This is a genomic window from Alphaproteobacteria bacterium (genome assembly GCA_040220875.1).
Lineage (GTDB): Bacteria > Pseudomonadota > Alphaproteobacteria > JAVJVX01 > JAVJVX01 > JAVJVX01.
This window is the reverse complement of sequence record JAVJVX010000009.1, coordinates 115,381-128,143: the sequence shown is the minus strand read 5'-3', so window position 1 is coordinate 128,143 and position 12,763 is coordinate 115,381. Positions and strand designations below refer to the sequence as shown.

11 protein-coding genes are annotated in these 12,763 nt (G+C 63.8%); 9 read left to right on the top strand and 2 right to left on the bottom strand.

Annotated features, from left to right (window positions below; genetic code table 11):
- Window positions 1–82 precede the first annotated feature (82 nt).
- From RLQ26_10105 to ilvD, 4 genes are all read left to right on the top strand, one after another.
- On the top strand, window positions 83–850 hold the full coding sequence (locus RLQ26_10105; protein ID MEQ9089079.1) for a DUF2497 domain-containing protein: 768 nt from the start codon (window positions 83–85) through the stop codon (window positions 848–850).
- Window positions 851–1,004: 154 nt separating this feature from the next.
- Window positions 1,005–3,662 carry a valine--tRNA ligase gene (locus RLQ26_10100; GenBank protein ID MEQ9089078.1) on the top strand — a complete coding sequence of 886 codons (2,658 nt, stop codon included), beginning with the start codon at window positions 1,005–1,007 and terminating at the stop codon, window positions 3,660–3,662.
- A 22-nt stretch (window positions 3,663–3,684) separates the two neighbouring features.
- On the top strand, window positions 3,685–3,909 hold the full coding sequence (locus tag RLQ26_10095; GenBank protein ID MEQ9089077.1) for a hypothetical protein: 225 nt from the start codon (window positions 3,685–3,687) through the stop codon (window positions 3,907–3,909).
- A 46-nt stretch (window positions 3,910–3,955) separates the two neighbouring features.
- Entirely contained in the window at window positions 3,956–5,680 is a 1,725-nt protein-coding gene (ilvD, locus tag RLQ26_10090; protein MEQ9089076.1) for a dihydroxy-acid dehydratase, read from the top strand.
- 34 nt (window positions 5,681–5,714) lie between these two features.
- Here ilvD and RLQ26_10085 read toward each other — a convergent pair whose 3' ends face one another.
- Entirely contained in the window at window positions 5,715–6,500 is a 786-nt protein-coding gene (locus RLQ26_10085; protein MEQ9089075.1) for an exodeoxyribonuclease III, read from the bottom strand.
- 133 nt (window positions 6,501–6,633) lie between these two features.
- The gene (gene erpA / locus RLQ26_10080) at window positions 6,634–6,993 is read right to left on the bottom strand and encodes an iron-sulfur cluster insertion protein ErpA (GenBank protein MEQ9089074.1); all 360 of its coding nucleotides are present in this window, start codon (window positions 6,991–6,993) and stop codon (window positions 6,634–6,636) included.
- A 228-nt stretch (window positions 6,994–7,221) separates the two neighbouring features.
- Between erpA and RLQ26_10075 the strand changes: the two genes are divergently transcribed.
- From RLQ26_10075 to RLQ26_10055, 5 genes are read left to right on the top strand one after another with little or no spacing between them, the layout of a single operon-like run.
- Window positions 7,222–8,406 (top strand): deoxyguanosinetriphosphate triphosphohydrolase, encoded by a 1,185-nt coding sequence (locus tag RLQ26_10075; GenBank protein ID MEQ9089073.1) that lies wholly within the window; start codon window positions 7,222–7,224, stop codon window positions 8,404–8,406.
- On the top strand, window positions 8,399–10,153 hold the full coding sequence (gene argS, locus RLQ26_10070) for an arginine--tRNA ligase (GenBank protein ID MEQ9089072.1): 1,755 nt from the start codon (window positions 8,399–8,401) through the stop codon (window positions 10,151–10,153). The genes RLQ26_10075 and argS overlap by 8 nt, the downstream gene beginning before the upstream one ends.
- A 52-nt stretch (window positions 10,154–10,205) precedes the next feature.
- Window positions 10,206–11,006, top strand: coding sequence for an SPOR domain-containing protein (locus RLQ26_10065; protein MEQ9089071.1), 801 nt, complete (start codon window positions 10,206–10,208; stop codon window positions 11,004–11,006).
- A 28-nt stretch (window positions 11,007–11,034) separates the two neighbouring features.
- Window positions 11,035–12,048 carry a beta-N-acetylhexosaminidase gene (gene nagZ / locus RLQ26_10060; GenBank protein ID MEQ9089070.1) on the top strand — a complete coding sequence of 338 codons (1,014 nt, stop codon included), beginning with the start codon at window positions 11,035–11,037 and terminating at the stop codon, window positions 12,046–12,048.
- Window positions 12,049–12,058: 10 nt separating this feature from the next.
- Window positions 12,059–12,754 (top strand): site-2 protease family protein, encoded by a 696-nt coding sequence (locus RLQ26_10055; GenBank protein MEQ9089069.1) that lies wholly within the window; start codon window positions 12,059–12,061, stop codon window positions 12,752–12,754.
- Window positions 12,755–12,763: the final 9 nt, after the last annotated feature.

Below are 12,763 nucleotides of genomic sequence, written 5' to 3'. Positions count from 1 at the left end.
TAACCATTATCAGTCCATGATTTCGGGGGCTTGACCGGAATCGGCGGCTCTTCGTACGGGCGTTTAGGCACTGCAGGACATCATGGCGGAAGACGGCTCCAAGAACGGTAACCAGGATGAGCCCTCCATGGAGGAGATTCTGGCTTCCATTCGTCGGATCATTTCGGAAGAGGATGAAGAGGGGCGCGGGAGCGGCGGCGACGGGGCCGGTCCGGCGGAAGATGGAGACGCTGGTCAGGCCGGCGGCGGTGGGGATACCGCGGCCGAGCGGCGCGGCCAGCCGGAGACCGGAAACGGCGCCGAAGGGGCGTCAGCCTTTCAGAACCGGAATGACGGGGCGAGTGAAATGGCGGAAGACAGCGAAAACAGGGAAGAAGACGACGTTCTGGAACTGACGGATGTCGTCGATGACGAGGAGGCGACCGCTGAGGCGCCCGGCGAACCGGAGACGGACAAAACCCTGGCCGCCGGCGACCAGGGTGCGGGGAACGAGGCCGACGAGATCGTCATCAGTGAAGAGAACGAGAACGGCGAGATGCCGGTAGAGACGGCAGGCAGCGTGGCCAACACTCAGGGCTCGAAAAACAGCGACGAGGAACGCCTGGTCTCGGAGGCGCCGGCCGCGCTGACGGCGACCGCAATGGCGGCCCTGCATCGTGAGATCGGAGGCGCCGGCGCGCAAACGACGCCCGATCCCACGGGGCTGGGCAACCGAACCCTCGAAGCCATCGTTCGGGACCTCCTGCGCCCGCTTCTCAAGGATTGGCTGGACCAGAACCTGCCGGCCATCGTCGAGCGGCTGGTGCAGGCGGAAATCCGAAAGATCGCCCGCCGGGCGGAAGACGACTAGGTCGTTTTCACGGATTCCGCGGGGCCCGCCTGCCGGAACGCCCATCCCTGCCGGTTTCCAAGGTTTTCCTCCGGGCCGTTTTCCTGTAACTCAACCATCCCTGTGAGTTTCGAGGCGCCGCCAGAGGTGGCGCCGCAACCGATGCGCAATGACCATGCTCGATAAGCATTATTGGCCGGCCGACGTCGAAGCCGCGCTCTACAAGCGCTGGGAAGACGCAGGCGTTTTCGCCGCTCGCCCGGAAGAGGATCGCCCGCGGTTTACCATTGCGATGCCCCCGCCCAACGTGACCGGTAGCCTTCATTTGGGTCACGCGCTCAATCATACGCTCCAGGATGTCCTGATCCGCTACAAGCGGATGCGCGGGTTCGATGCCTTGTGGCAGCCCGGGACCGATCATGCCGGGATCGCCACCCAGATGGTCGTGGAGCGCCAATTGGCGGAAGAAGGCAAGACCCGCCACGATCTCGGGCGCGAAGCCTTTGTTGACCGTGTCTGGAAATGGAAACAGGAATCGGGAGGCACGATCGTCAGCCAGCTGCGCCGGCTCGGAACGTCACCCGACTGGGAGCGCGAACGGTTCACGCTGGACGAGGGCCTGTCCCGTGCCGTGCGCCGTGTTTTCGTTGCCCTGCACCGGGAAGGTCTCATTTACCGGGACAAGCGATTGGTGAACTGGGATCCGGTGCTGCACACGGCGATCTCGGATCTCGAAGTCGAATCGCGGGAAACACGGGGTCATCTCTGGCATTTTCGCTATCCGCTCGCAGATGGCAGCGGCAGCATTACGGTCGCGACGACCCGTCCCGAGACGATGCTCGGTGATACCGCCGTGGCGGTCCATCCGGACGATGCGCGCTACCGGGATATCGTTGGCCGGAAAGTGCGCCTGCCCATCATGGATCGCGAAATTCCGATCGTCGCCGACGATTACGCCGATCCTGAGACAGGTTCCGGTGCGGTCAAGATCACACCGGCTCATGATTTCAATGATTTTGAGGTGGGCCGACGGCACAGCCTAGATCTTATCAACGTGCTGGATGACCGCGCGCGGCTGAACGAGAATGCTCCTCCCCGTTTCCGGGGGCTCGACCGGTTCGAGGCACGCGAAAAAATCGTCGAAGAAATGGACAGGCTGGGGCTCCTCGAAAAGGTCGAGGACCACATCCACATGGTGCCCTATGGCGATCGGTCCGGCGTTATAATCGAGCCGTGGCTTACGGATCAGTGGTATGTCGACGCCAAGACACTCGCCCGGCCGGCGATCGAGGCGGTCGAAGGCGGGCGTACCCGCTTCGTGCCCGAACACTGGGCGAATACCTATTTCGAATGGATGCGGAACATCCAGCCCTGGTGCGTGTCGCGTCAGCTCTGGTGGGGCCATCAAATTCCGGCCTGGTATGGCCCTGACGGAGAAATCTTTGTCGCCGAGACGGAAGAGGATGCGCACCGGCTGGCCGAAGCCCGGTACGGAGAAAAAGCCGTCCTCGTTCAGGACGAGGACGTGCTTGACACCTGGTTCTCATCGGCCCTCTGGCCGTTCTCAACTCTTGGATGGCCGGACCAGACCGAAGCCCTCGAGACCTATTACCCGACGGATGTGCTGCTCACGGGATTCGACATCATCTTCTTCTGGGTCGCCCGGATGATGATGATGGGCCTCCATTTCATGGAGGACGTGCCGTTTCACACTGTCTACATCCATGCGCTCGTGCGCGATGCGCAGGGGCAGAAAATGTCGAAGTCGAAGGGCAATATCATCGATCCTCTCGAGTTGATCGATACCTATGGCGGCGACGCCCTCCGATTTACGCTGGCCTCGCTCGCCGCACCCGGGCGGGACGTGAAAATGTCGGAAGGCCGGGTCGAAGGATCGCGCAACTTTATCACGAAACTCTGGAACGCGGCCCGTTACGCCGAGATGAACGATTGCCGTCTCGCGCCCGATTTTGACCCGGCGCAACTTCGCCTGCCGGCCAACCTGTGGATTTCGAGCGAACTTCATCGCACCGTCGGGCGTGTGACGGACGCGCTCGAGGCGTTTCGCTTCAACGAAGCGGCGCAGACGCTTTATCATTTCATCTGGGGCACCTTCTGCGACTGGTATCTCGAGATTACCAAATCGGTTCTTCAGAGTGACGACGCGGCAGAGAAGGCCGAGGTGCGCGCCACCACCGCCTGGGTGCTTGACCGTCTGCTGCATTTGATTCAGCCATTCACGCCCTTTGTCGCGGAAGAGCTGTGGTCGAAGTTGGGGTTTGGCGACGAGGCCTTCCTGATGTCACAAGCATGGCCCGACGGGGCGGTGGTGGAGGACAGGGATCAGGCGGTCACCGATGCGTGCAAGGATCTGGAGTGGGTGATCCGGTTCGTCAGCTCAATCCGCACGGTGCGTGGCGAAATGAATGTACCCCCGGGCGCCCAGGTGCCGCTTTTCCTCAAGGGGGCGGGCGACGACACCCGTGCCCGGCTGGTCCGGCACGGCGAAATCGTGCAGCGGCTGGCGCGCATCTCGTCGATTGACTTTCAGGACGCAGTGCCAAAGGGGGCGGTGCAGACGGTGGTCGACGAGGCGACGCTGATGCTGCCGCTTATGGATGTCATTGACGTTGATCAGGAGAAAGCACGACTGAAGAAGGAAATGTCAAAGCTGGAAGCCGATATCACCCGCCTTGACAAGAAGCTCTCCAATGCCGGCTTTCTCGAAAAGGCTCCGGCGGAGGTGGTCGCCGAGCAGCGCCAGCGGCGTGATGAGGCGGCCGACATATGTGATAAGCTGGGCGCGGCGCTGGCCCGGTTTGACAGGCTGTAGAAAAAGCGAAAAGGGAGGGGGCATGTCCAAAGGACTGAGAGCGGCCCGCACGATTGCCGGGGGCGTGGTAGCACTGGCAGTCACCATGGCGGCAGCATGGTTGCTCCATGACCGCTATGGGGTAATTTCCCTGACGGACTCGATGGTGATGCAGCAGGATTACTGGACGGGTCGGGCCCGAGTTTGCGCCACTTCCGAGCTGGCGGATTCTTCCGCGCCGGAGTTGAATTGTAGTGACTGGAAATAAGACGCCTGCCCGGACGGGCAGATTGTCAGGAACGGAATAGCAGAATATGGGCGACCGAAAATACGACAAAATGAAACTGCCATCCCGCCACGTGACGGTTGGACCTTCCCGCGCGCCGCATCGCTCGTATTACTATGCGATGGGCCTCACGGAAGAAGAGATCAATCAGCCCTTCGTCGGCGTCGCGACCTGCTGGAACGAGGCGGCGCCCTGCAATATCACCTTGAATCGCCAGGCGCAGGCCGTGAAGAAGGGCGTGATAGCGGAAAGCGGAACGCCGCGCGAATTCACGACAATCACCGTTACCGACGGGATCGCGATGGGTCACGAGGGCATGCGCTCTTCCCTGGTCAGCCGGGAAGTCATTGCCGATTCGGTAGAGCTCACGGTTCGCGGGCATTGTTATGACGCGCTGGTCGGGCTCGCAGGGTGCGACAAGTCCCTGCCTGGCATGATGATGGCGATGCTGCGTCTCAATGTGCCTTCGGTCTTCATGTATGGCGGGACGATCCTGCCCGGCCGGTTCCGCGGAAAAGATGTCACGGTTCTCGACGTGTTCGAAGGCGTCGGGCTGAATGCGGCCGGAAAAATGACGGACGAAGACCTGCATGAGCTCGAATGCGTGGCCTGCCCGTCGGCCGGTTCCTGCGGTGGCCAGTTTACGGCCAACACGATGGCCTGCGTGAGCGAGGCGATCGGACTTGCCTTGCCGGGCTCGGCCGGCGCGCCGGCACCCTACCAGACCCGGGATGAATACGCCGAAGCGAGCGGCAAGACGGTTATGGAACTGGTGGCGCGAAACCTCAGGCCGCGAGACATCGTGACTCGCAAGGCGCTTGAAAACGCCGCCATCGTCGTTGCGGCCACGGGCGGATCGACCAACGCGGCGTTGCACCTGCCGGCAATCGCGCACGAGGCCGGGCTCAGTTTTTCGCTGAAGGAAGTGGCCGAGATCTTCCGCAAGACCCCCTATATCGCTGACCTCAAGCCAGGCGGGCGCTATGTGGCAAAGGATCTCTGGGAAATTGGCGGCGTGCCGGTCGTCATAAAGGAACTGCTCGATGCCGGCCTCCTGCACGGCGATTGTCTGACGGTGACCGGAAAGACTCTGGCCGAGAACCACAAGGATATCGTCTTTCCCGAGGATCAGGATGTTGTCGTCCGGGCCGCCAGGCCCCTTAGCACGACGGGCGGGGTCGTGGGGTTGTGGGGCAATCTCGCGCCCGACGGCGCTATCGTCAAAGTGGCGGGAATGAAGATGCTTCAGTTTGCCGGAACGGCTAAATGTTTCGATCGCGAGGAAGAAGCGTTCGAGGCGGTTGTGAAAGGCCGGATCAAGCCGGGGGATGTGATCGTGATCCGTTATGAGGGCCCGAGGGGCGGGCCGGGCATGCGCGAGATGCTGTCCACCACTGCCGCGCTTTATGGCGAAGGGCTCGGCCAGGATGTGGCGCTCATCACCGATGGGCGGTTTTCCGGCGCGACGCGCGGGTTCTGCATCGGCCATGTCGGTCCCGAGGCCGCAGTCGGGGGGCCTATCGGCCTGCTCCGGGACGGTGACAGGATCGAGATCGATGCCGAGGCCGGTACGCTCAACGTCGCACTCAGCGACGAAGAGCTGGCCAAGCGCCGCGACGCCTGGCGCCCGCGTGAGAACAACTACCAGTCGGGCGCGCTCTGGCGCTACGCACAGATTGTCGGCAGTGCGTCGGACGGCGCGGTCACCCATCCGGGCGCCAGGGCGGAGACCCATTGCTACGCCGACATCTGACGGCAGCGACGCCTGAAGGGGCCGGCTTGCCGCGCTAGGGAGCGGCAGCCCCCTCGATCTCGCACCAGATCGGCGTGTGATCGGAGGCCTTAGGCCTGCCCCGTGGCTTCTTGTCGACATCGCAGGCGGCCAGCCGGTCCGCCGCCTGGGGCGAGAGAAGCAGGTGGTCGATGCGGATCCCGTCATCCTTCTGCCAGGCACCTCCCTGATAGTCCCAGAAGGTAAAGGCGACGCGCTCGGGATGAAGCGCGCGAAAGGCTTCCGTGAGCCCAAGGTTGAGGAGGGCGCGGAAGCGCGACCGGCTTTCCGGCAGGGCCAGGGCGTCGCCGGCCCATTTCGACGGGTCGTGAGCGTCGGAATCCTGTGGGATCACGTTGTAATCCCCGCCCAGGACAAAACTTTCCTCTGACCCCAGAAGGTCGCCGGCATGGGCCAGCAGGCGATCCATCCAGGCCAGCTTGTAAGGGAGACGGGGGCCATCGACGGGATTGCCGTTGGGCAGGTAGATCGAGGCGACGCGCAGCCAGCCATCCACGACGGCATCGATATAACGTGCCTCGGTGTCGGTCTCGTCGCCGGGCAGGCCGCTCCGGATATCGCTTAACCCGTATTTGGAGACGATCGCGACGCCGTTATAGGTCTTTTGCCCGTGCACCGCCGTCTGGTAACCGGCGTCGGAAAACTCGAGCGCCGGGAAATTCTCGTCAACGCATTTGATTTCCTGAAGAAGCAGGACGTCGGTCTCGGACTCCTTGAGCCAGTCCATGACAGCGGGAAGACGGGCCTTGATCGAATTGACGTTCCAGGAGGCGATTTTCACGACGCCAGCACTTCCGGGGCGGTTGCGAACAGAAAAGGGCAGGGATGAAGACAGAACCCCCGCCACGGCGGGGGTCTTCTAGCACATTTGGCTGGCGGCAGGCCAAAAACCGGCCAACCGGGGCGCCGGCCTGTCAGGCCATCGAGAACGATGTGCCGCAGCCACAGCTCGAGGCGGCGTTGGGGTTATCGACCGTAAAAAAGGCGCCGCCGAGCTCGTCCTTGAAGTCCAGTTCGGAGCCGTTGAGCATGTCGAGCGAGATGGTATCCACAATGATCACGGCCGCCCCCTGTTCCAGCACCAGATCATCCTCGGTCCGGTTTTCATCCAGGGTAAACCCGTACTGAAAGCCCTGGCAGCCGCCGCCATCGACGGATACGCGAAGCATCAGCCCGCGGTTTTCCTCCGCTGCCAGAATTTCGGATATTCGCGCGAGGGCCCGGTCGCTCACTCGGAATTGCTGTCCACCCGACCTTTCGAGAACCGCCGTCATCTTGTCCGTCTCCTTTCAGGGGCGTCAGGGTCACGCCGCGCCCTTGGGGAACACTCCAGTGGCCCATAGGTAAGCCAGGGCCCTATAGGTAAGCGATTTTGTCGGAATTTCAATCCTCTCGCAAACGTCTGTTGGCGGGGCGCTTTGCCCTTTGTCGGCAAGGGTTTTTCCAGCCCCGTGCCGCCATGGTGATTGCGCGTGACCCGGGCCGGGTCTAGGTTCCGCGCCATGTCCAACAAGTTCCGGCCAGGACTGGCCCTCCAGCCCTTTGCGACCGACGCGAGTCGGTCCCGCGGCCGCCTCCACGCCGAGGATGAGAGCCGCATGCGCTCGCATTTTCAGCGCGACCGGGACCGGATCATTCATTCGGCCGGTTTCCGGCGCCTGAAGCACAAGACCCAAGTCTTCGTCTACCACGTGGGGGACCATTATCGGACCCGATTGACCCATAGTCTCGAAGTGGCCCAGATTGCCCGGACCGTCAGCCGGGCGCTTGGTTTGGACGAGGATCTCGCCGAGGCGGTCTCGCTTGCCCACGATCTCGGTCATACGCCGTTCGGGCATGCCGGCGAGAGCGCGTTGAACAGCCGGATGGCGCCGTTCGGCGGTTTTGATCACAACGAACAGGGCCTGCGCCTGGTCACCCGGCTCGAGCAGCGATACGCAGAATTCGACGGGTTGAATTTGACCTGGGAGACCCTCGAAGGGCTGGTCAAGCATAACGGTCCCCTCGGGGGCGCCAGCGGCGGACGTATCCCCCCCTATATCGCCGCATATTGCCGGCGGCACGATCTCGAGCTCGCGACCCATGCCGGGCCCGAGGCCCAGGTCGCGGCCCTGGCCGATGACATCGCCTACAACAACCACGATATCGACGACGGCCTCCGGGCCGGTCTTTTTGCCGTCGACGACCTCATGGATGTTCCGCTGGTGGGCCCGGTCTTCGCCGAAGTCAGGCGGCGCTACCCCGGTATCGACCAGCGCCGCCTGAAGCACGAGGCCATCCGGCGTCTGATCGACCGCATGGTTTCGGACCTGCTGGCCGAAACCGAACGGCGGCTGGCCGAGGCGGCGCCCGAAAGCGTCGAGGAGGTCCGGCATCTGGGCCATCCTGTTGTCGATTTTTCGCGCGAAATGCGGGAAAACGATCGGGCGCTCAAGACCTTCCTCTTCGAGCGTATGTACCGGCACGAGAAGGTCAGGGAGATGGCGGAAATGGCCGCCCGGGCCGTGGAGCAATTGTTTGATCGACTGATGGTCCGGCCGCAGGAGCTGCCGCCCGAATGGCGGCAGGCCGCCGGGCCGGCCGGGTCGGCCGAGACTGCGCGGGTCGTCGCCGACTACCTTGCCGGCATGACGGACCGCTATGCGCTACGGCTTTCGGGGATAGAACCAGAAAAGATATATGACTAATTATTTCAAATGGGTAGAGGCCGACATTGAGTCGGCGATCAAAATCCTTCAAGGGCGCGGGGTATTGCCGGCCGCGCTCGAGGGGGTGAGCGTCACGGTCGAGCCCCCGAAAGACCCGGCTCATGGCGATGTGGCAACCAACGCCGCGCTGGTATTGGCGCGTCAGGCGGGACAGAAGCCCCGCGAGCTTGCGGCGCTCATCGCGGACGAGCTGGCCCGAACGGGCGATGTGCTGAACGCCGAGGTGGCGGGGCCCGGGTTTATCAATCTGCGCCTCTCGCCTGAATTCTGGGGCGACAGGTTGCGCGATATCCTGGCACTGGGCATCGCCTATGGAGAGAGCGAACTGGGCCGGGGCACCAGGGTAAACGTCGAATTCGTCTCCGCCAACCCGACCGGGCCGATGCATGTCGGTCACGGGCGCGGCGCCGTATTCGGTGACGTGCTCGCCCGGCTCCTGGCCAAGGCCGGGTTCGAGGTCACGCGGGAATACTACGTCAACGACGCCGGCGCGCAGGTGGACCAACTCGCCCGGTCGGCTTTCCTGCGGTATCGCGAGGCGCTGGGCGAAGAGATTGGTGAAATCCCGGAAGGGCTCTATCCGGGCGACTACCTTCGTCCCGTCGGGCGCGATCTGGCCGATCTGGACGGCCGGAAATGGCTGGAGGCACCCGAAGCCGACTGGCTGCCTGTCTTCCGGCAGTATGCCGTGGAATCGATGCTGGCCCTGATCCGCGAGGATCTGGCGGGGCTGGGCATCCATTTCGATCTGTTTTCCTCCGAGCGCGCCCTCGTCGAGGGCGGGGCGGTGGACCGGGCCATGGCACGGCTCGACGAGAAGGGGCTTCTCTATACGGGCGTCCTGGAACCGCCGAAGGGTAAACTGCCGGACGATTGGGAGGAACGCCCGCAGACGCTTTTCCGGGCGACGGATTTCGGCGACGACGTGGATCGGCCCATTCGCAAGTCGGACGGAAGCTGGACCTATTTCGCCGGCGACATTGCCTATCATCACGACAAGATCGAGCGCGGCTTTTCCGAGATCATCGATGTCTGGGGCGCGGATCACGGTGGCTATGTCAAACGGGTGGCCGCGGCCATGAAGGCGCTGGCAGGCGGGAATGCGCGGCTCGACGTCAAGCTCTGCCAGCTGGTCAAGATCCTTGAAGGTGGCGAGCCGGTGAAGATGTCGAAACGGGCGGGCAATTTCGTCCTGCTGCGCGACGTGGTCGATGCCGTAGGCAAGGATGTCGTGCGGTTTATCATGCTGACCCGGCGTAATGACCAGGCGCTCGATTTCGATCTCAAAAAAGTCACAGAACAGTCACGGGAAAACCCGGTTTTCTACGTGCAATATGCGCATGCGCGAATCTGTTCGGTTCTGCGCCTGGCGGCAGGAGAAACGCCGGATCTGGACCTGTCGGCGCCCGGCCTGACAGCCGCTGCGCTGGAGCGTCTGACCGCTCCGGCGGAAGTGGATCTGGTCCGCCTTCTCGCGGCCTGGCCCCGGCTCGTGGAGGGGGCAGCCGAATCGCACGAGCCTCACCGTATCGCGTATTATCTGCAGGAAGTGGCGGCGGCCTTTCATGGCCTCTGGAATATGGGCAAGACGGATGCCACCTTGCGCTTTCTCAATACCGATGACGGGGCGCTGACGCACGCGCGTCTGGCTCTCCTGTCAGCAACACGACTGGTGGTTGCTTCGGGCCTCGATGTGCTTGGGGTAACCCCGGTCGAGGAAATGTGATTTCCGACCTTGGCCCTGCGCCGGCCGGACGGATAGCGAAAGGCGAAAACTGATGGCGACGGAATCGGATCAGCGACTTTTCAGGGGAAGACGTCTCGCAGGGGCCGCGGCAGCCGGGGTGGTTCTGGCCGGCTTCGCCAGCATCGTCTGGCACGCCTATGATGTGGGGCAGGGAAGTGGCTCGATCGAGACGACTCCCATCATCGCGGCCGATCAGGCGCCTGTTAAAACCCGGCCCGATGACCCGGGCGGCATGGATGTGCCGCATCGCGACAAGCTGATCTACAACCGCCTCGATCCGGCGGCGGGCGACGACGAAACGGTGGAAAACCTTCTGCCGCCGCCCGAAGCGCTGCTGCCTGCGCCGAGCGAGGAAAGTCCGGCGGAAAATGCGCCGGCAAATGCTGATGCCGCGCCCGAGCCGGCTGAAGAAGTTGCGCCCAGCAGGATCACGCCCGCGCAAACCGATAGTGCTCGGGCGCCGTCGCTCCGCGAAAATGTGCCGCCCGCGGCCCCGGAGATCGCCGCGCGTCCTCCCGAACCGGCACCGGCGGCGCCGGAAGCTCCAGCCTGGGAGAGCGCGCAAGCGGCAAATCTCGCCACATCTGCCCGAGTGCAATTGCTTTCGGTCCGCTCGCGGTCCGCCGCACTCGAAGCCTGGACCCGGGTGCTGGCCTCGCAGGAGGACCTGCTGGGCAACCTCAGCCCCCATGTCGAACGCGCTGAAATCGCCGGCAAGGGGGTCTTTTATCGCCTGCAGGCGGGGCCGCTTCCGGACAAGGCGGCGGCCGAGCGGCTCTGTCGGGAACTCAACGCCCGCGACCAGGGCTGCCTGGCGGTGGGCGGCGGCTGAGCCCGGCGGCGAGGTGGGACAGCCTGATATGATGGCGGCGATTTTCGGCCTCGCCGGGCCGGGTATCACAGCCGCGGAGCGGGCTTTCTTTGGCGCCTGCCGCCCGGCCGGCTTCATCCTGTTCAAGCGCAATATCGAGACGCCGGACCAGGTCCGCCGCCTGACCGACGGACTTCGCGATCTGACCGGACGGAGCGATTTGCCCATCCTCATCGACCAGGAAGGCGGACGGGTCGCCCGTCTTGGCCCGCCGCACTGGCCGGCGCTGCCTGCCGCCCGCACCATCGGGGGGATCCATGCTCTGGACCCTGCGCGCGGCCTGCGCGCGGCGCGCCTGCTGGGCCGCGTGTTGGGCGGGCAACTGGCGCCCCTAGGGATCACGGTCAATTGCACTCCCGTTGCCGACGTACCCGCACCTGGTTCGCACGACATCATCGGCGATCGGGCCTTTGCCCGTGATCCGGCGGTGGTCGGGGAACTCGCGGCCGCCGTCGCGGACGGACTGCTGGCCGAAGGCGTGATCCCGGTCGTCAAGCATCTGCCGGGGCATGGCCGGGCCCGGGTTGACAGCCACCACGAACTGCCGGTCGTGCGGGCAAGCCTGGATTCCCTGCTGCACACGGATTTTCAGCCTTTTTTCCGGTTGCATGACCTGCCCTGGGCGATGACCGCGCATGTCACCTATCTCGCCCTCGACCGTGCTGCGCCGGCCACCCTGTCGCGAGAGGTGATCGAGACCATCATCCGAGGCAGGATCGGGTTCCAGGGCGTGCTTGTCTCGGATGATCTGTCCATGGCTGCCCTGTCGGGCGATCTGGCCTCGCGCGCCCGCCGTGCGCTCGCGGCGGGTTGTGATCTGGTACTGCACTGCAACGGCGACATGGCCGAAATGCGGGCTGTCGCACACGGGACCTCGCCGGTTTCCGCCCATGGCCGGGCGCGTCTCCTGGCGGGGGAGGCCCGGCGGCGGGATCGCCGTCCCGTCGGCGGAACGGACATTGGCGCAGTCCTGGCCGCGTTCCGCGAAGCCTTGGCGATATGATCGGGGTGGCATGATCGGCGAGATTCTCGGCTTCCTCTCGGTCTGGGGCCTGCCGGTGCTCCTCGCCGTGACCCTGCACGAAGCCGCGCACGGCTTCATGGCCTTCCGGCTTGGCGATGACACGGCCAAGCGCGCCGGACGGCTGACCCTCAATCCGTTTCGCCATGTGGATCTTGTGGGAACCGTCCTGATCCCGGCACTTCTGCTTCTCAGCCGGGCCGGAATCCTGTTCGGCTATGCCCGCCCGGTCCCGGTGGATTCCCGAAATCTGCGGAATCCTCGGCGCGACATGGTCTGGGTCGCGCTGGCCGGTCCCGGGATAAATCTCTGCCTCGCCACGGCTTCCGCCCTGCTGCTCCACCTCACGGTCTTCCTGCCCGCCGGAATCGCACAATGGGGGTCGCAAAACCTTATAAATTCTATTTTTATCAATGTTCTACTAGCAGTATTTAATATGTTGCCTTTGCTGCCCCTCGATGGCGGACGGGTGGCGGTGGGACTTCTGCCCCGGAAACCGGCCCGTGCGCTTGCCAGAATCGAGCCTTTCGGGCTTTTCATTCTCGTGGCGCTGATTTTTGTGCTACCATTTGTGGGGTCTCGGCTGGGGATTGACCTCAATATCTTCGATTGGCTTGTGGCAGAGCCCAGCCGGTTCCTGATAAACATGATCCTGTCCGTGGCCGGGCTGAGCGGCGACGGCGGTTGAGATGAGGGA